Origin of the sequence: Phyllobacterium sp. 21LDTY02-6, from assembly GCF_023554255.2 — a bacterium.
Lineage (GTDB): Bacteria > Pseudomonadota > Alphaproteobacteria > Rhizobiales > Rhizobiaceae > Phyllobacterium.
On the sequence record NZ_JAMJWD020000005.1, the window covers coordinates 75,913 to 101,450 of the forward strand.

25 protein-coding genes are annotated in these 25,538 nt (G+C 57.3%); 13 read left to right on the forward strand and 12 right to left on the reverse strand.

The window, feature by feature from the left end; genetic code table 11:
* Positions 1-2 precede the first annotated feature (2 nt).
* Positions 3-371: a proton-translocating transhydrogenase family protein gene (locus tag M8997_RS17040; RefSeq protein ID WP_250015921.1), complete on the reverse strand. Its 369-nt coding sequence runs from the start codon at positions 369-371 to the stop codon at positions 3-5.
* Positions 371-1,594 carry a Re/Si-specific NAD(P)(+) transhydrogenase subunit alpha gene (locus tag M8997_RS17045; protein WP_250015923.1) on the reverse strand — a complete coding sequence of 408 codons (1,224 nt, stop codon included), beginning with the start codon at positions 1,592-1,594 and terminating at the stop codon, positions 371-373. Before M8997_RS17045 ends, M8997_RS17040 begins: the two co-directional genes overlap by 1 nt.
* A gap of 420 nt (positions 1,595-2,014) precedes the next feature.
* Here M8997_RS17045 and M8997_RS17050 point away from each other — a divergent pair, with 420 nt between their 5' ends.
* From M8997_RS17050 to M8997_RS17100, 11 genes are all read left to right on the forward strand, one after another.
* Positions 2,015-3,082 (forward strand): PilN domain-containing protein, encoded by a 1,068-nt coding sequence (locus tag M8997_RS17050; protein WP_250015924.1) that lies wholly within the window; start codon positions 2,015-2,017, stop codon positions 3,080-3,082.
* Positions 3,079-3,690, forward strand: a complete 612-nt coding sequence (gspM, locus tag M8997_RS17055; RefSeq protein WP_250015925.1) for a type II secretion system protein GspM — start codon at positions 3,079-3,081, stop codon at positions 3,688-3,690. The genes M8997_RS17050 and gspM overlap by 4 nt, the downstream gene beginning before the upstream one ends.
* The gene (locus M8997_RS17060; protein WP_250015926.1) at positions 3,687-4,181 is read left to right on the forward strand and encodes a hypothetical protein; all 495 of its coding nucleotides are present in this window, start codon (positions 3,687-3,689) and stop codon (positions 4,179-4,181) included. The genes gspM and M8997_RS17060 overlap by 4 nt, the downstream gene beginning before the upstream one ends.
* A gap of 2 nt (positions 4,182-4,183) precedes the next feature.
* Positions 4,184-5,392: a type II secretion system F family protein gene (locus M8997_RS17065; protein WP_250015927.1), complete on the forward strand. Its 1,209-nt coding sequence runs from the start codon at positions 4,184-4,186 to the stop codon at positions 5,390-5,392.
* A 44-nt stretch (positions 5,393-5,436) separates the two neighbouring features.
* The gene (gene gspG / locus M8997_RS17070) at positions 5,437-5,844 is read left to right on the forward strand and encodes a type II secretion system major pseudopilin GspG (protein WP_250016077.1); all 408 of its coding nucleotides are present in this window, start codon (positions 5,437-5,439) and stop codon (positions 5,842-5,844) included.
* Positions 5,825-6,307: a hypothetical protein gene (locus M8997_RS17075; protein ID WP_250015928.1), complete on the forward strand. Its 483-nt coding sequence runs from the start codon at positions 5,825-5,827 to the stop codon at positions 6,305-6,307. The genes gspG and M8997_RS17075 overlap by 20 nt, the downstream gene beginning before the upstream one ends.
* Entirely contained in the window at positions 6,304-6,672 is a 369-nt protein-coding gene (locus M8997_RS17080; RefSeq protein WP_250015929.1) for a type II secretion system protein J, read from the forward strand. The genes M8997_RS17075 and M8997_RS17080 overlap by 4 nt, the downstream gene beginning before the upstream one ends.
* Positions 6,669-7,319: a type II secretion system protein J gene (locus tag M8997_RS17085; protein ID WP_250015931.1), complete on the forward strand. Its 651-nt coding sequence runs from the start codon at positions 6,669-6,671 to the stop codon at positions 7,317-7,319. Before M8997_RS17080 ends, M8997_RS17085 begins: the two co-directional genes overlap by 4 nt.
* A gap of 309 nt (positions 7,320-7,628) precedes the next feature.
* Entirely contained in the window at positions 7,629-8,627 is a 999-nt protein-coding gene (araD1, locus tag M8997_RS17090) for an AraD1 family protein (RefSeq protein ID WP_250015933.1), read from the forward strand.
* A 556-nt stretch (positions 8,628-9,183) separates the two neighbouring features.
* Complete coding sequence (locus M8997_RS17095) at positions 9,184-10,923, forward strand: FAD-dependent oxidoreductase (protein ID WP_250015935.1); 1,740 nt, start codon at positions 9,184-9,186, stop codon at positions 10,921-10,923.
* A 253-nt stretch (positions 10,924-11,176) separates the two neighbouring features.
* Entirely contained in the window at positions 11,177-12,103 is a 927-nt protein-coding gene (locus tag M8997_RS17100) for a LysR family transcriptional regulator (protein ID WP_250015937.1), read from the forward strand.
* A 278-nt stretch (positions 12,104-12,381) separates the two neighbouring features.
* On the opposite strand, the gene M8997_RS17105 is transcribed toward M8997_RS17100, so the two are convergent.
* From M8997_RS17105 to M8997_RS17145, 9 genes are all read right to left on the reverse strand, one after another.
* On the reverse strand, positions 12,382-13,299 hold the full coding sequence (locus M8997_RS17105; protein WP_250015939.1) for a peptidoglycan DD-metalloendopeptidase family protein: 918 nt from the start codon (positions 13,297-13,299) through the stop codon (positions 12,382-12,384).
* Between the two features lie 229 nt (positions 13,300-13,528).
* A complete protein-coding gene (locus M8997_RS17110) occupies positions 13,529-14,155 on the reverse strand; it encodes an FMN-binding negative transcriptional regulator (protein ID WP_250015942.1) in 627 nt (208 codons plus the stop codon).
* Positions 14,156-14,171: 16 nt separating this feature from the next.
* Positions 14,172-15,605, reverse strand: coding sequence for an amidase (locus tag M8997_RS17115; RefSeq protein ID WP_250015944.1), 1,434 nt, complete (start codon positions 15,603-15,605; stop codon positions 14,172-14,174).
* A gap of 38 nt (positions 15,606-15,643) precedes the next feature.
* Positions 15,644-17,206, reverse strand: coding sequence for an ABC transporter substrate-binding protein (locus M8997_RS17120; RefSeq protein ID WP_250015946.1), 1,563 nt, complete (start codon positions 17,204-17,206; stop codon positions 15,644-15,646).
* A 37-nt stretch (positions 17,207-17,243) separates the two neighbouring features.
* On the reverse strand, positions 17,244-18,110 hold the full coding sequence (locus M8997_RS17125) for an alpha/beta hydrolase (RefSeq protein WP_250015948.1): 867 nt from the start codon (positions 18,108-18,110) through the stop codon (positions 17,244-17,246).
* Positions 18,097-19,773: an ABC transporter ATP-binding protein gene (locus M8997_RS17130; protein WP_250015950.1), complete on the reverse strand. Its 1,677-nt coding sequence runs from the start codon at positions 19,771-19,773 to the stop codon at positions 18,097-18,099. The genes M8997_RS17125 and M8997_RS17130 overlap by 14 nt, the downstream gene beginning before the upstream one ends.
* Complete coding sequence (locus tag M8997_RS17135; protein WP_250015953.1) at positions 19,770-20,588, reverse strand: ABC transporter permease; 819 nt, start codon at positions 20,586-20,588, stop codon at positions 19,770-19,772. The genes M8997_RS17130 and M8997_RS17135 overlap by 4 nt, the downstream gene beginning before the upstream one ends.
* On the reverse strand, positions 20,585-21,529 hold the full coding sequence (locus tag M8997_RS17140; protein WP_250015955.1) for an ABC transporter permease: 945 nt from the start codon (positions 21,527-21,529) through the stop codon (positions 20,585-20,587). The genes M8997_RS17135 and M8997_RS17140 overlap by 4 nt, the downstream gene beginning before the upstream one ends.
* Positions 21,530-21,533: 4 nt before the next feature.
* Entirely contained in the window at positions 21,534-22,730 is a 1,197-nt protein-coding gene (locus M8997_RS17145; RefSeq protein ID WP_250015957.1) for a C45 family peptidase, read from the reverse strand.
* Positions 22,731-22,926: 196 nt separating this feature from the next.
* On the opposite strand from M8997_RS17145, the gene M8997_RS17150 reads away from it, so the two are divergent.
* Positions 22,927-23,832, forward strand: coding sequence for a GntR family transcriptional regulator (locus tag M8997_RS17150; protein ID WP_250016079.1), 906 nt, complete (start codon positions 22,927-22,929; stop codon positions 23,830-23,832).
* 202 nt (positions 23,833-24,034) lie between these two features.
* On the opposite strand, the gene M8997_RS17155 is transcribed toward M8997_RS17150, so the two are convergent.
* Positions 24,035-24,688 carry a TetR/AcrR family transcriptional regulator gene (locus tag M8997_RS17155; RefSeq protein WP_250015959.1) on the reverse strand — a complete coding sequence of 218 codons (654 nt, stop codon included), beginning with the start codon at positions 24,686-24,688 and terminating at the stop codon, positions 24,035-24,037.
* A 68-nt stretch (positions 24,689-24,756) separates the two neighbouring features.
* Between M8997_RS17155 and M8997_RS17160 the strand changes: the two genes are divergently transcribed.
* Positions 24,757-25,488, forward strand: coding sequence for an SDR family oxidoreductase (locus M8997_RS17160; RefSeq protein ID WP_250015961.1), 732 nt, complete (start codon positions 24,757-24,759; stop codon positions 25,486-25,488).
* The last annotated feature ends 50 nt before the right edge of the window (positions 25,489-25,538 follow it).

Below are 25,538 nucleotides of genomic sequence, written 5' to 3' on the forward strand. Positions count from 1 at the left end.
CCTCACTTCTCTTTTTTCTTGTACATCGCCAGCATGCGCTGGGTAACGAGGAAGCCGCCGAAGATGTTCACCGATGCGAGGATGACCGCGACGAAGCCGAAGCCCAACGCAGCGCCTGACGCGGAGATGCCGACGGCAAGGAGCGCACCCACGATGATGACTGATGAAACCGCGTTCGTGACCGCCATCAACGGCGTGTGCAGCGCTGGCGTGACGGACCAGACGACGTAGTAGCCGACAAAGATCGCCAGCACGAAGATGGCCAGGCGGAAGACGAAGGGATCGACCGCACCGCCGGTCGCGGTGTGAACCGCCGCACCTGCTGCATCGGCGATTGCCTGATCGAGGCTGTCGAGAGCGGATTTTTCCATCATACCCCTCCTTTGGTCTTCGCCGCGCCTGCCTTCTTGGCAGCGGCGGGCCTGGGCGGCGATTTCTTCGGCGCGGCCTTCACCGGTGCCTTACCGGCAAAAGTGGGGTGAATGACAGCGCCCTCATGCGTGAGCAGGGTTGCCTTCACCAGTTCATCGTCCGGCTTGATGGCAAGCGTTCTGGTGGTCTTGTCGACCAGCGTCTCAAGGAACGCATAAAGGTTCATGGCGTAGAGCTGCGAGGCGGAAGCAGCGAGGCGGCCAGCGACGTTGAGATGGCCGACTATCTTGACGCCGTTGGCCGTGGTGACGACCTTGCCGGCGACGGCGCCTTCGACATTGCCGCCGCGCTCGACCGCCAGATCGACGATGACCGAGCCTGGCTTCATCGAGGCGACCATCGCCGCCGAGATCAGCTTCGGAGCGGGGCGGCCGGGGATCAGCGCGGTGGTGATGACGATGTCCTGCTTGGCGATATGGTCGGCGGTGAGCGCCGCCTGCTTGGCCTGATATTCCTTGGACATTTCCTTGGCGTAGCCGCCGGCAGTCTCCGCCGCCTTGAACTCGTCGTCCTCGACGGCGAGGAACTTCGCTCCCAGCGACGCAACCTGTTCCTTGGCGGCCGGACGGACGTCGGTCGCGGTGACCACGGCGCCCAGGCGCCGGGCAGTGGCAATCGCCTGAAGGCCGGCGACGCCAACACCCATGATGAATACCTTGGCGGCAGGAACAGTGCCGGCCGCCGTCATCATCATCGGGAGCGCGCGATCATATTCGGCTGCTGCATCCACCACGGCTTGGTATCCCGCCAGATTGGCTTGGCTGGATAGGATGTCCATGGACTGGGCGCGCGTGATGCGCGGCATGAATTCCATTGCAAAGGCCGAGACACCGGCTGCCGCCATCGCGGCGACGGCGTCGTCATTGCCATACGGATCCATGGCGGCGATCACGGCGGCGCCGCGCTTATAGGATTTGAGCTCTGTCGTGTTAGGACGGCGAACCTTCAGAATCACATCCGCGCGGGCCGCATCGGATGCGGAACCAATAGTGGCACCGGACTTCGCGTAGTCTTCGTCGACGATGCGTGACAGTGTGCCCGCTCCGCTCTCAACCACCACGTCGAAGCCAAGGGCGACCATACGCTTCACCGTATCGGTGGACGCCGCGACACGGGGTTCGCCCGAGCCCCCCTCGGCGGGAATGAAGATGATCTGGCTCACGCTGGCTACCCCTCCCCGGCACGCGGCGCATCTCCGCGCCTGCCATATCGTTCAGATTTTCACTACATTCCACAAAATGGGCATGTTGTCCACATATTTTACCACGGGTACTTGTCCGACAATTGCCGATGCCATATCAATGGCTAAACGACAGTTCTGGGAGGTGTAGATTTCCAAGATCAATGCTGCGAAGCGGCTGCAATCACCTGAGTGGCTCGACAATCCCGGCATGACGGCGCTCTATCTCTGCAACTCCACCCGTCAGGATTGGTCGTCCCAGTCTGCGTTCAAGATCGGTGCCCGATGGGCGAATAGCTGTGATTGATCTGGAATGAGGCCTGAGGGTAAGCTATGACTATTTTGACGCGGCAACGGATCTTTGGATCCTGTGCCGGCTTTCAGCTCTAAGGTTTGACCGGAATGGCTTCTCCTTTCACCGCGGTCATCCGCGGCATGGATGACTGGATCGCGGGACCGGCCTCCCTGCTGGATGAACTCGCGCGCGTCAAATCCAGCAGCCGCGTGGTCGCGCGGGTCACGGACGACGAGAGCGCGCTTGAAATCGAGCCAGCGACCAGCCGAAAGCCGACAGCAGCCCTGTCGATACCGATTTCTCCAGACGGGCAGGCGCCGGCCGCATTACGCACCGCGGTGAACGGAAAGACGGTCCATCTCGGCATCCCGGCGAGCTGGATGATCGCGCGCCGGGTCGAACTGCCGATGGAGGCTGCCAGCCACGTCGAGGGCATCGTTACCTCGCGGATGGGTGCGCTTTCTCCATTGCCTGCTTCCGATATCTATTTCGGCCACAGGATCCTGGGGATCAGCCATGAGGCGCGGCAGATCACCGTTGCCGTCGCAATCGTCGCGAAGTCGCGTGTCGCTGCCGCCTTGGCCTGCCTGAATGCGGCCGAGGCCCGCCAGGTCGTGATCTCGGCGCCACTTCCGGAAGGCGATGCCGTAAGAGTATTGACACAGCGGCAACGGATCGCCGGCACGCGCGGCCGGATAAAGTTTGTCCTTGCCGGAATTCTGGGAGCAAGCCTGGTCGCTGCCGTCATGGCATCGGCGGTGCGGCCGATGATCCAGAACAGCTATGCCGAGCGTCGCGCCGCCGTCGAGATGCGGGCCGAGAAGGCGCGACAGGCAATCGCGCTGGCGGCGACTCCGGACAAGGCCGATACAGCACCGGAGCAGGAGGCGCTGAATATCAAGGACGACGCGATAAGCGCGCTCGGAGCATTGGACGACCTGGCTGCAGCCCTCCCGACACATTCATATGCCATTGAGGTGTCCTTCGCCAATGGCGGCATGCGCCTCTCGGGCCGCACCAGGGACGTCCCCGAAGTGTTGACCGCGCTGGAATCGTCTGGCCGCTTTGAAGACAGCAAGCTGGTCGGACCGGCCCTGCGCGGCGAGGATGGCGTCACCTCGGAGTTCGAGGTCGACACCCGCCCCCTCATCCGCACGGGGGGGCAGCTGCGATGACGACGACACCCCTGTGGCGCGACACGCGGCTTCAATCCCTGGCCGTCATGGCGCTGCTGGTTGTCGGAGCTCTTGTAATCGTCGCCGATACCCTGCTGTCCTGGCGCGCGGAGGCGAGCGCGCTGGCGCTCTATGAGGAACGTACCGCCTTGCTTGAAAGCAAGGCGTCAACTTCCCCGGTTCAGCAAGGCGCGAACCAGGCTCTGGATCCCGGCGAGGGCAAGATCCTTCTCGATGCACAAACCAGCGGGCTCGTCTCCGCCGAATTCCAGCGTCTGCTCTCCAACCGGGTGGAACGCGTGGGCGCCGTTATCCGTCGCGTCGATGTTCCCACGGACGGTCAGGCCGCCAATATAGGCGATCCTCAGTTGGAGTCTTTGGAACGCATTCGTTTGACTGCCGATATCGAGGTCTTGGAGCAATCGCTGCCCGATCTCATGTATGCAATCGAAGCTGGTTCGCCCGTCATGGTGGTTGATAACTTCAAGCTTCGATTGAACCGAAAGGTCGATATGTTGGGAGGAGATCAGACCTCGGGTTCCATGGATCAGCCGTTGTCGCTCAACGTTACTCTGTCGGCCTTCCGCGAGAAGGAACCCCAATCGTGACGACCAGGCTGCGCGCGACAATGATGCTCGCCGCCATCGCGGCCTCGTCGAGCCTGTCCTTCGGCACGGAAAAACTATCGGTCAGGGAACGCCTGGTGAGCGATTATGCGGCGCTTCGGGATCGCCCCCTGTTCTCGCCGAGCCGGACTCCCCCGATGGCGTTCGGCGCCGCCGAGCCGGAACCGATCATCGTGCAGCCCGAGCCGCCACCGCCGCCACCGCCGCCGGCTGCGGCGCCCGATTGGCAATTGGTTGGCATCGTACGGTCGTCGGGGCTCAACAGCGCGACCTTCACCTCCCCAGCCGAGATAGCGGCGTTCACGCTGCGGACCGGGGAAAGCCGCGAAGGTTGGACACTGAAGGCGGTCGACCAGTTTGAAGTCAAGCTCGATGGAGCGGGAGGGCGCGCCTCGCTGCGCTTTTCGGATGAGCCGAGCGGTGAACAAATGATTCCTCCGGCGGAGCCACCGCCCACGCTTTCGGGGGGGTGACCATGGGCACCACGGCATTCGCATACAAGGCTTTGAACGGCGAGGGTCGTATCGAACTCGGGCGAATCGATGCGTCCGATTCCGACGATGCCGTCCAGAAGCTCGGGGCGCGCGGGCTGATCCCGGTCAGTGTCGAACAAAGCAGGCCGTCTACATCGCGCGCACCACTGTTTTCGACCCGGATACCGGCGGCGCAGGTTACCCGGCTGCTCTCCGACCTGTCGATCATGCTGAATGCGGGAATCCGGATCGACGAAGCGCTGGCGATCATGGAAAAGGAATTCGACAGCGGCAGGCTTCAGCCCATTGTTGCCGGCATTCGCACCGACCTGGCGTCGGGCAAGCCATTTTCCAGCGCGCTGGAAGCCTGGCCTGCTCTGTTCCCGGCGTTCCAAGTCGCCATGGTTCGTGTCGCGGAGACCTCTGGCAAGTTGCCCACCCTCCTGTCGCGCATCGTGCAGGAGCGCCAGAATTTCGAGGCATTGCAGGCCAAGGTCAGCGAAGCGCTCCGATATCCTGCAGTGCTGTTTGCCGGCACGATCTGCGTACTGGTCTTCTTCCTGGTGGGTGTCGTTCCTCAGTTCGAACCGATGATCATGCAGAGCGGCAAGAAGGACACGCTGATGGTGGTGATGTTCGCGGTCTCGAATTTCCTGCGCGCCTACGGGCTGGTCCTTTTGCTTGCGGCTTCGATACTCGTATTGCTGGGATTTGTAGCGGCGCGGCGGGGCCTTCTCTCGGCATGGCTCTGGGCTTTCGCCAAAAAACTTCCGCTTATGTCGGAGATACCGGGGAGCTATCGGACAGGGCGCTTCGCTCGTCTCCTGGGCATCATGGTCGAAACGGGTGTGGCAGTTCCTGTGGCTTTCAAGCTCATCAGCGATACCATCGATCGCGGCGAGGCCGCCCGGGCACGCGCGCAGCAGGCCTCCGACGCGCTGAGGCAGGGAAACAGGCTTGGCCATGCGCTTGAGATACTTCAGCTTCCCCCGCTGGCGGTGCGCATGTTGAGACTCGGCGAGCAAAGTGGCGAACTCGCGGGGCTGGCCTATCGTGTCGCCGACTTCTATGAAGTGCGGCTGGAGCGTTCGCTGTCGCGTATCGTCGGGCTTGTCGGCCCTGCGGCGGTGGCAACCATTAGTATCTTGATCGGTGGTATGATCGTGTCTATCATGTCCACTCTTATGTCCTTCAACGACATGGTCCGATAGGAGCCTGCTTGCAAAGCGTACATTTCGCAGTTGGTCCCGATCTCATGCAGCGCAGGCGTGCCCGGCGCCGCAGGGCGGGTTTTACGCTAATCGAGATGCTGGTTGTACTGGCTATCATCGGCCTGATCTCGGCGCTCGTCGGTCCTCGTGTTCTCGCGCAGTTGTCCGACTCGCGCGTACGCGCGGCAAAGCTTCAGATCGAGGCGTTTTCCAGCGCGCTCGACATCTTCTACATCGATGTCGGCCGTTATCCGGTGCAGGCAGAGGGCCTGGAAGCCCTGGTGCGCAAGCCCTCAACCATCCAGGTCTGGAACGGGCCATACCTTCGCGGCGGCACCGTTCCGCGTGATCCGTGGGGCAATGAATACAAATATATGAGCGACGGAAAGACGTTTAACATCACCAACGACGGGCCCGGTGGGAGTGGCTCCAATGTGTCCGGCCAGCTCTAAGGACAACAGTAACAGCAACGGCAAAGGGGCGCAGCGCGGTGTCGTGCTGCTCGACGTGGTCGTGGCGCTTGCGATCTTCGCCCTCGCTGCCTCCGTGCTGATGCCCCGCCCGCGTTCAAGCGCCGGGGCTGCAGAGCTTTCTGCCGAGGCCGTTCGCATTAGCGGGGAATTCCGAAAAGGCAGGGCGAAAGCATTGACCACGGGCAGCGTCGCCGACGTGATGGTCGATACGGGAAACAAACTCATCCAGGTGGATGGCGCCAATCCGATCTCCATCAGGGACGTGGTGGCCATGAACTGGGTCACGTCGGACCGGTGTCCCATACGAGACGGAATCAGAGCCTTGCGCTTCCTTGCCGACGGACGGTCCTGCGGGGGCGTCATGACATTGTCCGCCGACGGCCGGGAGATCGAACTGCGCGTCGACTGGCTGACCGGCCGCGTGGAAATGAGGCCGAAATGATAGCGCGGCATAGACGCGGTTTCACCCTGATCGAGGTTCTAGCCTCGCTTGCCGTCGCCGTGCTGCTGATCATTCCGATCGCGCGTATGATCACGGGCACTGCAGGTGCGTTCGCGGGTCTGGAACGATCGACCGAACGCCGTGTCGGCATGCAGGCTGCCATGGCGGTCGCAATGACCCTTAACCCGTTGCGAACGGGCCGGAGCGTCATCGGAGATTTCACGGTCATCGTGGAACGGTACCGCTTCGAACGCGACGCTGCGTTGACGACGGCCGGATGGCAGCTCTATTCCGTCACCGTTCGCCGCACCGACGGATCGGATGGCGACGTGACGCAGACAGTACGTCTCGGCAAGCTGCAATGACGAGGAAACGCAAGGCTCGGGCCGGCTTCACGCTGATCGAGGCATTGGCTTCGCTGGTGCTTGCAACGATGCTGTTTGGTGGGCTGGCGCTCTACACCGGAACCTGGCTGCGCCAATGGCAGGGGATGATCGCCCGAGGCGGGCAGGAGGACACGGTGGCGGTGATTCTCGACCGGATGGTCGAGGATCTGGAGGCGGCGCAGCCCAACTACTCCAACCCGGAAGGGGCCGCTGCGATCCGCTTCACCGGCCATGCCGACGAGGTCACTTTCGTGCGCCCGGCGCTCGGCTACGAGCCGCGTGCGGGACTTGATGACATCACCTATTCGATGGGTCGGGCCGGAGCCGACGAGGCCCTCATTCGGGCCCGCCGCGATTACGCAACCGCCGGGGGCGGAGAAGATCTTCCGCTGGTGCACGGCGATCTGAAGCTTTCGTTCAGCTATGCCGGGCCGGACGGCGCGCTCAACCCCGAATGGACAAGCACCAACCGATTGCCGTCGCTCGTCCGCGTCGAGATAGCGGGCAGTTCTCCGCGTCCTTGGCGGCAATGGGCCTATGCGCGGTTGCGCGTCGAACTGCCCGCGCGTTGCGGCGCGGCTGAGGCGCTAGCGCTGTGTCTGCAGCGCTACGGCATCGGCTTGTGAACTCCGCAGGGCTGTTCGATTGGTGGCAGGGGTCTTAATCTGATCGGAGATCGCCCTGGTGACATTGCTCATGCCAAGATGGATTCCAGATTGGGGTAGCACCCTCTATTCTCATTGGTGATAGCAGTATCAGAGTTCGTCATTATACCCGGACAGCCTCATTGGCTATGGTTCGACTCGATGAGGTGAACTTTCCAAGCGAAACGACAGAAGCACAGCGCTGCGGATCACCCATGGCGGCGTTCGTCGCCGAAACCCGCCGGTCCTGACGCGATCGTCCGGGCGGCCCTTCCAGATGATGGAGTGATTATGCATCTGATTCAATTTGAAACCGATAGCCGGACACGAGCCGTCGGCATCGTCTCCGGCGACGAGATCAAGGAACTCAACGTCTATTTGACCACGCGTGAACTGGCGCTTGAAGCCATTCGCAAAGGTAAGAAGATCGCCGAACTCGTGAGCGAACTGGGAACCGGAAAGGCGCATTCCTACCAGGCCCTGCTGGACGAGGGGCGGGTGCTGCCGCCGCTCGACCATCCCGATCCTGCCCATTGCATCATCGCGGGGACGGGCCTCACCCATACCGGCAGCGCTGCCTCCCGTTCGAAGATGCATCAGACCGCAACGACAGCGGTGGAAGCCGACCTCAACGACTCCATGAAGATGTTCAAATGGGGCGTCGAAGGCGGCAAGCCTGCCGATGGCAAACCTGGTGTCCAGGCAGAGTGGTTCTACAAGGGCGACGGGTCTACCGTGGTGCGTCCCGGTGAGGACCTGCCGGTGCCCCAGTATGCTCAAGATATGGGCGAAGAACCCGAAGTGGTTGGACTTTACGTGATCGGCGACGATGGCCTCCCCTATCGTGTGGGCTTTGCTGTTGGCAACGAAGCCACGGACCACGTGATGGAGAAGCAGAATTATCTCTATCTCGCCCATGCCAAGTTGCGTCATTCCTCATTCGGACCAGAATTGAGGCTCGGCGACCTTCCGGCCCATGTCGAAGGCGTGGTTCGCATTCGCCGAAACGCGGAAGTGATCTGGGAAAAATCCTTCCCCACAGGCGAGGACAACATGTCCCATTCGATCGCCAACCTCGAGTATCACCATTTCAAATACGATCAATTCCACCGGCCGGGCTATGTGCATGTCCAGTTCCTCGGGACGTCTGTTGCTTCTTTCGGCGACGGGATTGCGACCGAGGAGGGAGATATTTTCGAGATCGAAATTCCCGAATTCGGCAAGCCGCTCATCAATGCCATCCGGCGGACCTCTACCCGCTTCACGATTGGAGCAGTCGCTTCCCTCTGATCTGGTTGGCCAGCAGGTAGGTCGTATCTTCAACAGTCTATCTTGCCGATGTCGAGTTCTGGCCGGGAAGCATTGCCGAGCTTCCCGGCCGTCTGGCGCGGTTGCAGATACGCGGGCCGCTGCTGGTTGCCGATCACGGATCGTTGTGGCAGGGATGGTCGATAAGATCGCGTCCTATCCGCCGCCACGCAACAATCCGCCAGTCGAAGCCATTGCGCTCGATGGCGCTGCCTCCCGCCCCGGCCACGCATGATTCCGACGATATCCTCGCGCGGTTGCACGAGACCCGTCTGGATCAGCCGCGCATAGCGGATCACACGATGGCCGACGGCATTGGGCTCCAGGCCCGGTTGGTGCGAACGAACAGCGGCTGGCCATACCTGGGTTGCGTAAATGTTATACCGAGATCACATCTTCTCAGTTGTCGCGCCAGCGAATGCTGCAATACTGCAGTCGACTAAATCTCACGACTATCACGATTAATGAGTTTTGCTATTCAGGCCAAGATTCACACAAGCCCGAATGCGCTGGTCAAAAACTTCAGGAGGAGAGCGTTATGACAGTCAGCCGACGATCATTGTTGAAGGGCGGTGCCGGAATGGCCGCCGCAGGGGTGGGCAGCAGCATTTTTCAGGTGAACATTGGCAATGCCGCGAGCGAGCGTGTAGCCGATGTCGTCGTTTTGGGTTGCGGATCGGCGGGCCTTGCCGCCGCAGTCGCCGCCGCAGAGGCAGGCGCGTCGGTTATTGTCCTCGAGGCGCAGCCGCATATCGGCGGACGTGGCATCGTCAGCTCAGGCAACATTCCGCTGGGAGGCGGAACCTCTGCCCAGCTAGCGGCCGGCATCGCGGACACGCCAGATCTCCTGTTTCGCGATCTGACTGACTGGTCCATCGTTCAGTCGAACGGCTTTCCAAGCTACCGCTATAACGATCGCGAGGTCATCCGGGCATTTGCCGACATCAACGTCACCATTTATGACTTTCTGGTCCGCCATGGCGTCGTGTGGACGACAGCCAGACCCGACAACGTCGGTGGCAACGAGGTCGGCAACTCCGTACACCGCATGATGCACTCGGCGATCATGGACTACCCCTCGGTCCGGACCGGCTTGCAGGTGGACCCGGCACGACGGCGGACGACGGCTCAAGGGCCCGGCTTCATATACCCGCTGGAGGCCGCAGCAAAGGCGCGTGGCGTGAAGATCCTGCTGAATCACCGTTTGGATTCACTGCACCGGACGAATAAAGGCGTGACCCAGGTCAGAGCCTCTTACCAAAACCGGATGGTCAACATTCTGGCACGCAGGGGCATCGTGATCGCGACCGGTGGCGGAAACGGGAACGTGGAATACCGCCGACAGTTCGACCCACGGCTCACCGCAGAGTACTGCGGCGTCGCTGGCGAACCCTATTCCTTCCAGGACGCCAGTGGCATTCTCGCAGGGCTGAATGTCGGTGCGTCCCTCGCGGGCGCGTACAACCAGACCGGAGAATTCGGCACTAATATCACCAAGCCAACCGCCATCGGAACGCGGTACAACTACTCGTACCTGCAGTGGGGTCCCAATAGCCCTGTCTTCCACCTTGCGAAAGCTTCGGGACTAGCCAACGTCAACTTCCAGAACATTATCCATGTAAACATGATCGGGAAGCGGTTCTTCGACGAAACGGGAGGTCAATTTGGGACGAACAGTGCCGGCTCGGTCAACCCGTACACTCCCAATAGCTACCTGAACGCCAAGAACATCACCTACAACCCACAAAACTGGATCAACGCCGCCATGGCTGGAATCGGCGACGGTCACAACGGCGGGGGCCCGATCTGGGCCATCTTCGATGCAGATGCCGTGGCCCGCCAGAATTGGAATCCGACGCCCCCAAATGTCGATCCTGACGGATTCTTCTTCCAGGCAAACACGCTGGCGGAACTCGCGGCCAAGATCGTCATGCCGTATCAGCGGGTTCCCATGCCGGCGAGCAACCTGGTCCAGACGGTAGCACGGTATAACAGCTTTGTTGATGCGGGTGCCGACTCCGACTTCGGCAAACCGACACCCCGATACAAGATCCAACGGGGGCCCTTCTATGCCGCCTGGTCAACGCCGGTGATCCACGACCCCCGATCCGGCCTGCGCATCAACGCCGCAAGCCAGGTCCTCGACTTTGCCGGTAAGGTAATTCCCGGCCTCTACGCCGCCGGTGAAGCTGCCGGCGGGTTCAGTCAGCACGGGAACGGTCGAGCTCTCGCTCAGGGCTACATCGCAGGAAAGCACGCAGCCCTCCGTTCGAGCTAGCAGGACCATAGCGCTCAACAATCGTCCCGCCGGGCCTCTTGGTCTGGCGGGATATGCTTGGGCGAAATGCCTTGCTTTTTTGGCAGGCGCATCAGCAATCGCCTGGCAGCTTTGATGTTACGCGGCTCTGGACAAACGCGTCGAGAACATAGCCATTCTGATCGAGGGGCTCTCTGCGGGCGGACCGCCAATGATCTTCACCTGAATCCTTGCGGCGGATGTGATCTTGGTATAACATTTATCTAACCCAGACATGACCCCACCACTCCACTCCATCATTTCCAGGCTCCACCTGAAACAGCTGCGGCTCCTAGTCGCGCTGGGCGAGCACGGCTCGCTCTTGAAGGCCTCGCAGCAGGTCGCGTTGACGCAACCGGGTGCGAGCAAGGCATTGCAGGAAATTGAGACGACCTTCGGCACGCCGCTGTTCGTTCGCACCAACCGGGGCCTGGAGCCTAATGCCGTCGGCCATTGCGTGATCCGCTACGCGCGGTTGATCCAGACTGATATTGCCCACCTGCGCGACGAGATCGTCGGAATCATGCGTGGCCAGGGCGGGCGGGTGGCGGCAGGCGTCATCATGGGCGCGGTGCCGCTGCTCACCGATGCCATCTCGGCGCTCGTTGCGCAGCAGGTCGACTTGTCCGTCGAGATCGTCGAGGACACTAGTGCCGCCCTACTGGCCCAGCTCGACGCCGGCCGGCTCGACCTGGCGATCTGCCGCACGACCATCAGTCAGGCGCCGCAGGTCTACGACAGCGTGAAGCTCCAGGATGAAACACTCGCGGTGATCGCGAATGTCGGCCATCCGTTGCGACATGCGAAGAAGCTCACCCTGCAGGAGCTGGCGCCATACCGATGGGTGGTATACCGCGCGAACATGCCGATGCGGCTCCTGCTCGAACGCGAATACCGCGATTGCGGGATCCAGTTCCCGCAGCACCTGCTGGAGACGACCTCGGCTTTTGCGACACTGGCGCTGCTGCAGGCCAACCCGTCCTTCGTGGCCCTGGTGTCGATCGAAGTCGCGCAGTTCTTCGCGCGCCGACAGATGACGCGCATCCTGCCGCTGGCCCTGGCGTCACGAAGCGAGGCCTATGAGCTCGTCACCCGCAAGGGGGCGCGGGTCCCGCCCGCCGCCAAACTGCTGATCGACGAATTGCTCCATCGCCAGTCCTGAGCATCAGGTCAGCGCTGTATCCGCCATGGCGTGCCAGATCGGATGTGCTGCAAATCGGTTAGGAGGGCTCAGCGTGCAGTGAATTGGGCGATTTGCTGTTGAGTGAAAGCGCTTTCCTCCAGATTGCGCCGGCTCATGGTAAGCCAGGTACCTTGTCGAAGCGGCAGTCTTTAAACATCGAAAACTCCCAGCTCTTAAAAGCCAGAATGCTATCACCTCAAGTATTGACACAATGTTTGCAACGGATCGTGCACCATCGTATCAGCCCACACATAGGTTTAATCGCCCATAACCAAACATTGCGGGTTGGGAAATAGTTCTCTCCAGATTGGTTGAAGTGCATACTCCCCGACCCCTGGCATAAGTCTAAAATCATCAAATGGTATTGTCGAAAGTTGTAAATGGAGATGTGGCAGCCACCAGCCATTTTCTTCAAAGTCGCCCATTCTCGCCAGTTCTTTGCCCTCGAAAACAGTATCTCCCTTCGACCATCGTAGAACAGATTCATGCGACAAATGTCCCCACAAAGCCCAAATGGATGTCTTCGACTCAACTTCATGTCGAGTTACGAGAAACCCGCCATAATCCAGCCTCTCGTCAATGATGCCTGCCTGCACGATCTCTCCATCTGCAGGGGCAAAAAGCGGTGTAAGTGCTGGTGCAAAGAGATCGTAGCCAAGGTGGCAATCACGTCGCTGTCCCGGCAATAAAAGCGAAAGATAATTATCCGTCGCATAAACACTGCGCTGCTCCATCCATGCACCGATTGCCAGTTTTGCATCGTGCCTGGCCATGAAAGCGTTATAAAGCGCACAAGCAGTTTCTCTATCCTGACGGGCTGAGGCTTCAGCAATTTGACCGCCTGCTGTGCCAAAGCTTAAGTCAACGCGCTTCCATAGATTGGCTTCAGGGTTTAGTATGCCTTTCCAGCGGCCCTTATTTTCTTCTATCCACTTGATTGCATTCGTTGAGGAAGTTGCCGAAAGGCCAGCGCCATGGCGCAGAACCGCCTGCATGAGCTGCGGCGAAACCTGAGCAAAGCGTGAGCGAATTTCCGGATCGATCGCATGACGTTCGACTAGTTTCCACGCTTTTGTATCATCCCACTCCGACATTGCATCCACCAGAGCCGCGCCGGCTTCGATGAAGGAAGCAGACGGCCTGGACAAAACCTCTTTCAATGATGGAACCGTCATGAATAGTCTTCCAACGCAGTTAATGATTTCTGTTCGTAGTTTAATATAATGATGTGATTGTTCCTGATCGGTATGTGCAATGATCTATTGTAAGTCATTGACGACTTCACACACTGCAATCGTGTTGTTATCGTTTTCATTGATGATTTTGTACTAAATTAAGACCTAACAAGATGAATGCGAGGAAATTGATATTCATGCAATCAACACAACTTCCTCTTTCAGTATTTTAAAGTTTGCAGTGTCGTGCCATCATCTCGGCAACATCATCCTGCCCTTCTTCTCGCAACTTTTTGATTGCTGCGCTCATGTCAGCCGATCTTTCATCCTGGCCGAGCTTGAACTTGATCTCCATTTTATCAATCGGCATTTCGTAGCCGACGATATTTGGCAAGCGTCGCTCAAGACCGCCGGGACCAAGTTCCTTCATCTGCCAGGGCTTGTCCCGCCCCTTTTCCATGTGTTTGACGAGCTCGTGGAGATGCCTGGCGGTTGCCGCTTCCGATAATATGTCGGGTGTTCCATGAATGTGGGCGACCATAAAACTCCATGTCGGTGCGCTGTCTCTTTCCGGGTAGCCTGGATACCAGGACGAAGACACATAATGTCCAGCATCCATCAGGATCGCGATCGAGGGCAGTCCGCGCTTCAGAAACTCAACATGGTCGTTCGACGCGGCGACATGGGAGACCAGCGTGCCATTTCCACCTCTCGCCCGATCGATCATGAAAACGGGGTGTGAGATTGCGACACCCTCCTCATGGCTGGTAATCAAGGTGCCAAGCACCGTTCTGTCAACCAGGTCGAAAACCTCGCTCACATCAGTTGGTTGAAAATAGGGCTTTGTGTACAGCATCAGTTTTCTCTTGATTTCACGCGTGAATTGCAGGCAGTCGATCAGACCACGGGCACATAGCTTCCAGCTGTCCAGCAAGTTCGAATAACAGGTTCTCACCTCCATAAGAGGCAATGAACTGGCTGCCGACCGGGAAGCCATCGGGCGTCTCGTAAAGCGGAACGCTCATTGCGGGTAAGCCGGCAGCGTTAATTGGATGGGTAAAAGTAGTCAGCGTCAAAAACTGCTGGACAAAATCTTCCCAATCAGGCGCGCGCGCATCAAGCATTCCAAGCGGAAATGATGCAACCGGCATAACGGGACTTAAAACCACATCGCATCCTTCAAACAGACGACCGAAACTGCGCGCCGTGCTGTTTGCAGTCAGGCGCGCCTGAATGACTTCTGTTGCGGACAAACCCTCGCCAAAGGCAGCCAAACCCAGATTGGATGGCTCAAAGTAGAGGTCATTCGCGGGTTTTCGGGTTGTCGCGGCAACATCAGCAACTTCGATTGCCGTGTACACGGCAATCAGTTTTTGCATGGCATTCGCTAACTCAATGCCGTCAAAATCCGGCGTTGCTGGCACAATGATATGCCCCAACTGTTCGCACAATCTGATCGTCTCTTCGAGAGCTGCAACAGACTGCTCATCCAGATCCTCGCGAAGATCGGATCGCCGCCAAACGCCGATGCGAAGTTCGCGAGGAGTAGTTTTTACACTGTCGACGAATAGGCTCTTCTTTGCAGGCGCAGCATAAAGAGCGCCAGGTTCCAGCGTATCGGTTAGATCAAGCATCGCTGCGGAATCCCGAACAGAACGCGTCAATACGTGATGACTAACCATTCCCCCCCAATTCTCTGTCGAGACCGGGCCGCACGGCACACGCCCACGCGATGGACGCAGTCCAAATAGGCCGCCACAGGACGAAGGGATACGGATTGAGCCTGCTCCGTCATTACCATAGGCAACCGGCACCATACGAGCCGCAACCGCCGCCGCCGCACCGCCGGAGGAACCGCCAATGCTGCGCTTTACATCCCAAGGGTTGAGCGCTGGTCCATGAAGCGACGACTCTGTTGCAATGTTGCAGGAAAATTCAGGCAGATTGGTCTTTCCCACCACAACCAGACCGGCCGATTTGTAGCGTTTGACCAATTCATGATCATGCTGCGAAATATTGCTCTGTGCTGCACGACATCCAAAGGACATCGCTGCCCCCGCATAGGACGGACAATCGTCCTTCAATAAAACCGGCACGCCACTTAATGGCCCCTCCGGCAATGTTTTAAGCTGCTCATCAGCTTGTTCACGCATTTCATAGATGACTGCATTGAGCTGCGGATTGCACCGTTCAATCGCAGCGAATGCTTCCTGAACGGCTTCCTGCGGTGATAGAATTCTATTTCGAATGGCCTCGCCCAGACCAACCGCGTCGCTCTGAGTATAATCAAACGATGTAGATGCCATGGACCTATCTCAATGTAGAACTTAGTAAATGAAGCGTGTTACCGGGTTTTGCTGACCGTCCAGAAACGGTCAGTATCGCCAGCCCACCCCTTGTAATCATTCACTTTTGGACCCGTCGCCGTGATGGATGGCAAATTCACCAGACCAAGAATCGGCACCTGCTCTGCCATCAGCTTGTTGAGTTCGTTGAAGAGCTTTTTGCGTTCATCGACATCACTTGTCGCTGAAACCTGCTTGAGAAGCTCTTCCGCCTTTGCATCATCCCACTGACGCGCAGCATCGGCTTTCTTGTCACCAATCATCGATTGGAACGACAACAGCGGATCGAGGCGCGCGGAATAGGCAAAGACTGCAAGTTCATATGCACCACGGCGATACTGGTCGAGCTGCGTTGCCCAATCACGCACTTCAAGCTGCGCGTTGATGCCAGATGCTGCAAGGAACGCCTGAATAATGGTGGCGACCTGTACGCGATTCTGACGGTTGGCAACCAGAAGACTGATTGGCTCGCCCTTGTATCCTGCCTTGGTAAGTAATTCCTGTGCCTTCGCGGGATCATAAGCAGGCCAGGCAGCTGCCTGATTGTCCGAATAGATCGTATTTGGTGCTACGACCGAAGGGTTCGGCGTGTACATGCCCTCGCCAATCGCCGCTGCCAGTTGGTCAAGGTCGATAGAATGCGCGATCGCTTGACGGAGCTGCGGATCTTTCAGCTTCGCCGAGTTTGACTGAATTTGCAGCACCATCCATGCAGGCGTCTGCTGGACATTGACCTTCATGCCTTTTGCTTCCAGATCCATGAGGCCAGTCGGTTCAACTTCATCGATGAAATCGATCTCGCCCGACAACAGACCATTGGTACGCGTGCTTGAATCAGGAACCGTCATAAACTCGATCGTTTTCACATGACCCTTTTTGTTCCCGGCCAAACCATCTGCCGCACCTGATAGCGCCGCGTAATCGTCAAAACGAGTTAGGTCCAGAAAACGGCCCCGTTCCCACTTGGAAAAGGCATAAGGACCAGTGCCAATAGGCTTTATGAGTTTGCCATCAGCATCAACGGATTCCGGGCTCAAAATCCAGGGTGTGCACTGGATGGTTGCCATGGTAATGACGAAGTTTGGAGCAGGCGCCGCAAAGCTGAAGCGCACCGTGCCATCATCGACAGCCTCGACTGACTTCAATTTGGAATCCACTTTGCCATTGTAACGATTTACGCACTGAAACCCAGTTTCAGGCGTGAGATAGCGTTCGAAATTCCAAACCACATCTTTAGCTGTCAGGTCCTTTCCATTCTGGAATTTCACACCCTTGCGCAGTTTAAACTCATAGACCGTATGATCGGCATTCGCGGTCCAGCTTTCAGCCAGCATTGGTTTGATCGCCAGATCATCGCCATAGGCGACCAGGCCTTCAGCAATGTGCGCGACGACCACATCGGAATTGGCGTCACGGTTGACGCCGGGATTGATGCTTGCGACATCGGAATGAAAAGCTACGCGTAATATCTCATCATCTGCGGCATGTACTTGAAAGGACGTAGCGCAGAGGCCAAGAAGCGCGATGCTAAATGCGGCGCGTATTGAAGTTGGATTGAACATTTGATTTCCCCTTTTTGTTTCTGATTTTGCGGCAATGTCAGCTTTGTGACTTCAGAACATCAGCGAAAAACGCTTTCACCGGCTCCAGCACATTGAAAGGTTCATGTGCTACGCCGGGCACCCGGTCTCTGCGAACTGCTATGCCATGCGTCTCGAAAGACCGCGCCAGTGCTTCAATGCGGTCAATCCGGCAATCGCCCTGCAAATCGGCACCATCCATCCAGAAGGCACTGTCACGCGGAATGGCAATTTCCCAGGTGGCGGTGTCTTCTTCGCCAATAACCGTTTGCACCGTCACCGCTTTCATCGCTTCAAGATCGATGCGACAGCCAAAGCGGACCTCAACATCGCGCACGCCGACCCACCAGTCATAATCGGGACTAAGCAAGGTCACGACACCGGGCGCGCCAATAGAAACGGCTTTGAGCCGTTGTGGATGCAGCATGAAAAAGCGCTGGCAGAACTGCCCACCGCCCGAAAAGCCGTACATGATCGCGCGATTGCTCTTGAGGCGATATTTGGCTGCCACCTCGTCGATCATCGACAGAAGAATATGATCAAAGCGAATGCCATGAAACTCGATGCGTTTGTAATTGGCGAGATCGCCCTGCACGACGATGCCAGCAGGAAACAACGGTGCCAGTACGATGCAACGGTTCTTTTGCGCAAAACTTGCGAAGTGATCGCGATATTGTGCGGCGGTGCGACCAGTACCATGGACGATAACAATCAACTCGTGCGTTTCCGTGCCGTCTTCATCATAGTCTTCCGGCACGTAAAGGCAGTAGCTGAAGCGCTGATCGAACTGGCTTGCGAAAAAGGTGGTTGCACCAAAATCATAGAAGCTGAGCTTTTTGCCGTGACCCTGCCGTTTGGTTGCAGGCTGTTCTTCAATGATGGACATGACCGCCCTCCTCCCCGGATTTCGTATTTCCACCGTCGCCGCGCCATTTCAGTTTGACGCCACCCTCGCCCGTCAGTTCGAGCATCGGAATGGCCGACAGCAGACGGCGGGTATAGTCGTTTTGCGGCGCGTCGAAGATTTCATCACGCGTCCCCTGCTCGATGATGCGTCCCTCATTCATGACGATCACACGGTCAGCAATTTGCTCCACCACGCCCAGATCATGGGTGATGAACAGGCAGCCAAAGCCATAGCTCTGCTGAAGTTTGGCAAAGAGATCGAGAACCTGCGCCCGTACAGTTACATCGAGCGCCGAAACGGCTTCATCGGCAATCACAAAAGCTGGACGGCGCACAAGCGCACGGGCAATCGCCACACGCTGACGCTGGCCACCCGACATTTCATGCGCGTAACGATTGGCGTAGTCGCCACCGAGCCCCACATCGTCGAGCGTCTCACGAACCCGCTCGACCTTTTGGCTCGAAGAAAGTTCTTTTGAGAAGCGCAGCGCCTCACCAACCAATTCACCTACTTTCATGCGCGGATCAAGCGACGAGTAAGGGTCCTGAAACACCATCTGCGTGTGATAACGGTAGTCGGGGTAATGGGTTGAACGTCTTTCAACAGGCTGTCCCTTAAACAGCAGCTTGCCACCACTCGGTTTGATCAATCCAGCCATAACGCGTGCGGCAGTGGTTTTGCCCGAGCCTGACCCGCCAACCACCGCGACGACCTCATTCGGCAAAACATCAATCGTCACGCCATGCAGTGCGCGTTTGCCGCCGGCCTTCTTGAACCAGCCGCCGCGCCCCTCAAAATCGACAACCAGATCGCGAACGCTGATCAGCGGCTCTGCCTGTGGCACCACGCGCGCAGTTCCCCGAACCGGCAATGTTGAAAGCAGCTTGCGGGTATAATCATGCTGCGGTTTGGCGAGAACATCAGCGGTATGACCCGTTTCAACCATCTCTCCTTGGCGCATCACCACAATCTGATCGGAGTATCGCGCGATCATTGGAAGGTCATGGCTGATGAGCAAAACGGTCGTTCCACGTTCACGCGTGAGATCAACCAGCAACTCCATAACCTCGCGCTGGATGACCGCATCGAGCGCTGTGGTCGGCTCGTCCGCAATGAGCAGATCGGGCTTTATCAGCATGGCGCAAGCGATCATGATACGCTGGCGCATCCCACCGGAAAACTCATGTGGATACGCCTGTATTGCACGATCAGGATCGGCGATGCCAACCCGCTGCAACATGGCTCTGATCCATTCGGCATGTTGAGCTTTTTCCGCGGGGAAATGGAGCTCCAGCCCTTCCTCAAGCTGGCGTCCAATGGTCAGCGACGGGGTGAGCGATGTCATAGGCTCCTGAAAGATCATGGCGATGCCATCACCACGAAGACCGCGCAATGCGGCTGGCGACATGGTGGAAATGTTCTGGCCCTTGAAACGGATCGCACCATGGCTGGTTTTGATCGATAACGGCGCCAGTCCCATGATCGCCCGCGCGAGCATCGTCTTGCCGGAACCAGATTCTCCAACAATGCCAAGGATTTCGCCACGCTTGAGGGAGAAGGAAGCACGCTTGACGATCTCCAGTGTGCTATCGCCAACACGCAGGCTTACATCGTCGATTTCGAGCAGTGGTGCGGAAGTCATGAGCGCTGCCTCATGCGTGGGTCGAGACGATCGCGCAATGCGTCGCCAAGCAGATTGATGCCAAGCAGCGAGAGCGAAATTGCAAGCCCGGGGAAAATGCCAAGCCAGACGGCCTGTTCGATGAAGTTACGGCTTCCGGCAAGCATATTGCCCCATGTCGGCGCCGGTGGCGGTACGCCCAGCCCCAGAAAGCTCAGCGCACTTTCAGCAAGGATTGCCCAGCCGCACATCGACGTTGCCATTACCAACACGGGTGCAAGGCAATTGGGCAGGATATGACGCACCATCGTATAGATTTCCGAGTTTCCCATGACGCGGGAAGCCTCGACAAACTCTCGCTCACGCAGGCTCAAGACCGTCCCACGAACCACGCGGATAACCGAAGACATATAGGCGAGAGCCAGTGCGAGGATGATGCCATTCTTGTTTGCGCCAAAGACAGCCAGAAGACCAAGCGCCATCAATATGCCGGGAAAGGCCAGCAGCGCATCATTGATCATCATCAGAAACCGGTCGAACCAGCCACGTAAAAAACCGCTGGTTGCACCAATCAGAACACCACCCAAGGTGGCAAGAAAGACTGTGAAAACGCTAATCGAAACGCTGGCGGACGCGCCTTTCATCAGGCGGCTCAATTGGTCGCGCCCAAACTCGTCTGTACCAAGCCAGTGCACTGCACTTGGCGGCGCAAGACGCGCGGCAAAGTCAAGCGAAAGCGGATTGTAAGGCGTCCAGACGGAGCCAACAAGCGCCACTGTCAGTAGCGTCGCAGTCAAAGAGCCGCCGATTAAGGCATTGAGAGAGATGTTCTTCATTTCGCCGTCACCTTCGGGTCGAAGAACGGATAAAAAAGGTCCACGATCAGATTGACCAGCACATAGACGCAAGCCGTAAACAGCAAGCAGCCCTGAATGACCGGGTAGTCGCGGGCAAAAATTGCATCGACCAGCAACCTGCCGAGACCCGGGATAGTGAAAACCGTCTCCACGACTGCAATACCGCCCAGCAGATTGCCAAGGATCAAACCGAGCAATGTCCAGGTAGGACCAAACGCATTGCGGAATGCATGGCGCCACATAACGGCTGCTTCCGACAGCCCCTTGGCGCGTGCGTGGGTGATGTAATCAAGGTTCAGCACTTCGAGCGTCGATGCTCGCGCCATACGCAGGATCACGCCAATTTCATGCAGAAACAGCGTCGTGACCGGCAATACCAGATAGAGAAACGCCTTCCATGGATTTTCGCCGAAGCTGACATAACCAACAATCGGCAGCCATCCAAGCTTGAGACCAAATGCCAGCAACAGCAGCAGACCCATCCAGAATGCCGGGATCGACAACAGTAAAGTGGCGCACGTCACAAGTGTGAGATCAGTCAGGCTGTTTTGTTTCCATGCAGCGACCATTCCGAGTGGAACCGCGACCAGCGTGGAAAGCACGACAGCAGACAGCACAATACGCGCGCTCACCAAAAACCGTTCCAGAACGAGGGAAAGCACAGGCTGCTGGTTTGCAATGGATACGCCAAGATCGCCATGCAGAACATTGCCGCCCCAGAGCAGAAACTGCGTCAGAATGCTATGATTGAGCCCTAGCTGTTCGCGCAAGGCAGCCAATGTTGCCGCATCCGCAGAATCGCCCAGCATCAGGGCCGCGGGATCGCCCGGTATGAACCGGACAATCACAAACACAGCCACCGCCACAATCAGCAATGTTGGAATGGCCATGCCTATTCTGGAGAGCGCAAAGCGCAGCATTTCTTTAGCCTTCGATAAAGAGGGATTTCGCGCGTGGTGCAGCATCGGCAGGAAGCGGCGTGTAATCCTGCAGGCAGTAGGTCGCAAACTCACGATTCAAGGCTGGCAAGGGCGCGATTTCCATCATGCCGAGAGCCGCCTCCATCACCACCATGGCGACCGTGGCCGTGATATTGTCGTGATTGCCCGGACGTGGCGGACGGCACACGGCATAAGGCGTCAGGAAGTCATCAAACAGCGCTTCTTTGAGTTCCTTACGGCCAATTTTGCCGCCACTAGCTTCAAGGCATTGGCGCACACGCCAGTCGCGATAAAAGCTTTCCGGCACGTATGGAATGCCTGTGTCACGCAGTTTCGCCAGCGCAATCGGACTGACCCAGTGATTTGCATGAACGATAAGATCGTTCTCTGGCAGGATTGGGAAGGATTCATCCGGCGCGCACTCAAAATCAATACCAAAGCCAGCACTGGTGGCGATCATGATATTGTTTGAGCAGGACTTCGGCGTCGAAGCCACGGCTTTTATGGCTTTGGCAAAATGCTCCTGCTCCAGCACCTTGCGACGCACGAGACCAAGCGGAACGCCAAGCTTCTTATAGTCGCGCTCACATTCAAGATAATTGGCGGTAATCGAGATACCGGCTTCATTAAAGCCGCTGCGCGCCAGACCTCCGGCTTCAACAAAAGTAACGAAATCAGGGCCATTATTGTTGCGGACGCGCAGTACGATACCAGTCTCCACGCATTCAGAACGCCAGTCCCAGTTCTGGCCATGCACCAGATTACCGGACGAGCTCTTCGCAGGCATGATGAGCGCGCCGGTACAGCCGTCATCCTGCTCTTCCGGATCGGGCGCGCCGGTTTCCAAACGTGCTACTGCCACGACCTCAGTGCGTGCGTTGATCATAACGATCTGCTCAAACGGAACTTCGGCGCCCTTGGCAATGCCGCGCATTTCTTCGACGTAGGACGCGTCGAACTCCTCGATCTTTTGTGCAAATTCCTCGACAATGCGTTTCTTACCTGCAGGTGAGAAACCGAACGCGTCAAGCGTACCCGCATAAAGACGGGCGCTGCACCTAATACGTTCTGCGGCCAGAATCCCATATTGACGACCACGCTCCTCTGGAGCGCCCGAAACCGTAATGAATGGAAAAGGAGAAACTGACATGGGCATCCGTATTTTGTATTTTATATTCATTTAATACATTTTTGCATCCGTTATTTGCGGCGTCAATAGTTTTTTGTTACCATATGGAGCATTTTCCGCGTGCCATTTTCATGCAGGATTGCCCGCCATTCCAATGGGGTAAGCGTTATGAAAATGACCACTTGTGAAACACGCGGTATTCTTTGATTTTATAAAAAATGGACATTCAGGGACACGGCACGTGAATATGAATATTAGGCGTTCGGCGGAGAGCGGACTCGGTCTGAGCAACCTTCAGGCAGAAGTTGCGCATAAGATGGTTTCGCTCATATCCGCTGCTCGTTGGAAGATTGGCGATCGGCTGTCAGATGCCGCCATTGCCAAGGAGCTTCGAGTGTCGCGCTCACCTGTGCGTCAGGTGCTCAATCTGCTGGTGCAACGCGGTTTAGTTAGTCAGACACCCAATCGCGGATATCAACTACATCGCTTCCCTGAACCGGATGAGTTGAATGACGAGTTGCTCCCGCCGTCGGAAGCGGAAGATATTTACCGAAGACTGATGAGTTTGCGTGCTTCGGGCGCTGTTGGTGATGAAGTATCGGAAGCGGAACTTGCCGATCAACTCGGAGCTACGCGTGGTGCAGTTCGTCGAGTTTTAATGCGCTTTGCTACTGAAGGTCTGGCAGAACGTCTGCCCGGTCACGGATGGCGGTTTGCCGAGTCACTCGACAATGAGCGTGCCGTCAATGAAAGCTATGCGTTTCGCCTCGTGGTGGAATGCGGTGCGCTTTCTCAAACGGATTACGCACCTGAACCAAGCCAGCTTGCCGCTCTGCAGCGTGAGCAAAAAGAGATACTGGCATTGCCGCTTCAACGCCTTACAAAAGATATCTGGTTCAGTGCCAACGCCAACTTTCACGAAACCATCGTTTCATGGGCGAATAATCGCTTTTTCACCCAATCCGTGCGCTGGCAAAACCACCTGCGGCGCATGACTGAATATTCCGACTTTGCGAGACTGGGCGAAGAGCGGATTCGCAAGGCATGCAAAGAACATTTGGGTATTCTTGACGCAATTGAAAATGGGGATCTCGAGTTTGCTTCTGCGCTCTTGAAGAGGCATATAAGCAAATCTGGAAAAGAAAATGTTTAGCTCGATAAAGTGTAAGGTTTTATTACAATGTGATTGATATCATAATTATAGTATTTAAAATTACCAAGAACATATTATTGATAACAACTGTTAATAGTATAATGTTTAATACACATCGCAGTGTGGGAGTTCAACTCACAGGCCCTAAATTAGCGGCCGCACGATCGTGTACAAGCGAGCGTAATCAAATCCCCTGGCGTACTCAATTCGCAAGGCTCATTGGATCGGACAATTGCATTGCACGAATGTAGGCAACGCACATGATCCGCAATTGCTGGCGGAGGCCATCATCGATGGGACCGGCAACTGCGCGCTCGAAGGCATTGCGAACTGCCCCGAAAATCACAGTCAGAATGACCCTGGTCACCAGGACGGGATCGGTAGAAGGTGCGTCGGATGCGCTCGCGAACATAGCGACGGCAGCCGCGTCAGTACGAGCTATGAACGCCGAAATGAGTGCTTCGTTATCCATCTCGACGACAGATCGGTACAGGGCACGCGTCACGTCGGCGCGTTCCGTTTTTGCTTGCCAATAGGTATCGATAAGGGTTTCGACCATGCTTTCCATGACGTCGCCCCGCCGCGCGGTGCATGCCGCTTTTATCTTCTCGGCGAGAGCGTCCAGGTAGACTTCGTTCACCGCATATATCAACGCCTGCTTGTTCGGGAAATATTGGTACAATGTGCCAACCGAGACGCCAGCGCGTTCTGCCACTCTTGTCGTTGTCAGCTCTGAGAGCCCGTCCTTCACCAAAAGCTGAATCGTTGCTTCGTAGATGGCCTCAAGCGTCGCCGACGCCCGCCTCTGTTGCGGCGATTTCCGGCGTTTTAACGATGATGGCACCTCGATATCCAAATGCGAATCCTCAAACTGAGGATTTATTCATATCTTCATCTGCGGACAAAAACTAGAAAGGGAAGCGCATGCAGCAAAATCTTATCGCTCTCGTAACCGGTGCAAACAAGGGAATTGGTCTCGAAACCGCTCGCCAACTCGGTCAACGTGGCGTCAGCGTTATTGTCGGCGCGCGCAACGCAGACAGAGGTACTCGGGCAGTTCGCGAACTGAGAACTGAGGGCATCGAGGCTACCTTCGTTGAACTCGAAGTCAGTGATGAAACCAGCATCGCTGCTGCTGCACAGCACATCCAAGACGCGCATGGCCATCTCGACATCCTTGTCAACAACGTTGGCATATGGAACATCAAAGACGATGGGCCGCCAACTTCAGCTTCCCCAGCGGTCATCCGCGAGACGATGGAGACAAACTTCGTAGCCATGGTCGCGGTGACACAAGCAATGCTGCCGCTTCTGCGACGATCTTCTGCGGCGCGTATCGTCAACCTATCGAGCACACTGGGTTCACTCGATGCCAATAGCGATCCGTCTAACCCCTATTACGCGTCGCGTCTTCTGGCCTACAATGCCTCCAAGGCGGCGGTGAACATGTTTACAGTCCAGCTTGCACAGGAACTGAAGGACACAGGAATTTGCGTGAACGCGGTCAGCCCCGGTTTCGTCAAGACTGATCTCACCGGTGGACAGGGTCTCGCAGGGGCGGCGGACGGTGCGAGAGCACCAGTCAAGTATGCGCTGCTCGAGGACGGCGTTGTCAGCGGGCGCTTCGTGGATATAAACGGTGAAATTCCATGGTGAGGCTCAGTCGGGGTCGCATCACGGTACCGTTCCGATGGGTGCGACCTTCG

What these genes read in the sequence shown, in the direction of transcription:
- M8997_RS17040 (WP_250015921.1), bottom strand. Translation starts at nt 371, where the DNA reads ATGGAAAAATCCGCTCTCGACAGCCTCGATCAGGCAATCGCCGATGCA.
- M8997_RS17050 (WP_250015924.1), top strand. Translation starts at nt 2,015, where the DNA reads ATGGCTTCTCCTTTCACCGCGGTCATCCGCGGCATGGATGACTGGATC.
- gspM (WP_250015925.1), top strand. Translation starts at nt 3,079, where the DNA reads ATGACGACGACACCCCTGTGGCGCGACACGCGGCTTCAATCCCTGGCC.
- M8997_RS17065 (WP_250015927.1), top strand. Translation starts at nt 4,184, where the DNA reads ATGGGCACCACGGCATTCGCATACAAGGCTTTGAACGGCGAGGGTCGT.
- gspG (WP_250016077.1), top strand. Translation starts at nt 5,437, where the DNA reads ATGCAGCGCAGGCGTGCCCGGCGCCGCAGGGCGGGTTTTACGCTAATC.
- M8997_RS17075 (WP_250015928.1), top strand. Translation starts at nt 5,825, where the DNA reads ATGTGTCCGGCCAGCTCTAAGGACAACAGTAACAGCAACGGCAAAGGG.
- M8997_RS17080 (WP_250015929.1), top strand. Translation starts at nt 6,304, where the DNA reads ATGATAGCGCGGCATAGACGCGGTTTCACCCTGATCGAGGTTCTAGCC.
- M8997_RS17085 (WP_250015931.1), top strand. Translation starts at nt 6,669, where the DNA reads ATGACGAGGAAACGCAAGGCTCGGGCCGGCTTCACGCTGATCGAGGCA.
- araD1 (WP_250015933.1), top strand. Translation starts at nt 7,629, where the DNA reads ATGCATCTGATTCAATTTGAAACCGATAGCCGGACACGAGCCGTCGGC.
- M8997_RS17095 (WP_250015935.1), top strand. Translation starts at nt 9,184, where the DNA reads ATGACAGTCAGCCGACGATCATTGTTGAAGGGCGGTGCCGGAATGGCC.
- M8997_RS17100 (WP_250015937.1), top strand. Translation starts at nt 11,177, where the DNA reads ATGACCCCACCACTCCACTCCATCATTTCCAGGCTCCACCTGAAACAG.
- M8997_RS17105 (WP_250015939.1), bottom strand. Translation starts at nt 13,299, where the DNA reads ATGACGGTTCCATCATTGAAAGAGGTTTTGTCCAGGCCGTCTGCTTCC.
- M8997_RS17110 (WP_250015942.1), bottom strand. Translation starts at nt 14,155, where the DNA reads ATGCTGTACACAAAGCCCTATTTTCAACCAACTGATGTGAGCGAGGTT.
- M8997_RS17115 (WP_250015944.1), bottom strand. Translation starts at nt 15,605, where the DNA reads ATGGCATCTACATCGTTTGATTATACTCAGAGCGACGCGGTTGGTCTG.
- M8997_RS17120 (WP_250015946.1), bottom strand. Translation starts at nt 17,206, where the DNA reads ATGTTCAATCCAACTTCAATACGCGCCGCATTTAGCATCGCGCTTCTT.
- M8997_RS17125 (WP_250015948.1), bottom strand. Translation starts at nt 18,110, where the DNA reads ATGTCCATCATTGAAGAACAGCCTGCAACCAAACGGCAGGGTCACGGC.
- M8997_RS17130 (WP_250015950.1), bottom strand. Translation starts at nt 19,773, where the DNA reads ATGACTTCCGCACCACTGCTCGAAATCGACGATGTAAGCCTGCGTGTT.
- M8997_RS17135 (WP_250015953.1), bottom strand. Translation starts at nt 20,588, where the DNA reads ATGAAGAACATCTCTCTCAATGCCTTAATCGGCGGCTCTTTGACTGCG.
- M8997_RS17140 (WP_250015955.1), bottom strand. Translation starts at nt 21,529, where the DNA reads ATGCTGCGCTTTGCGCTCTCCAGAATAGGCATGGCCATTCCAACATTG.
- M8997_RS17145 (WP_250015957.1), bottom strand. Translation starts at nt 22,730, where the DNA reads ATGAATATAAAATACAAAATACGGATGCCCATGTCAGTTTCTCCTTTT.
- M8997_RS17150 (WP_250016079.1), top strand. Translation starts at nt 22,927, where the DNA reads ATGAATATTAGGCGTTCGGCGGAGAGCGGACTCGGTCTGAGCAACCTT.
- M8997_RS17160 (WP_250015961.1), top strand. Translation starts at nt 24,757, where the DNA reads ATGCAGCAAAATCTTATCGCTCTCGTAACCGGTGCAAACAAGGGAATT.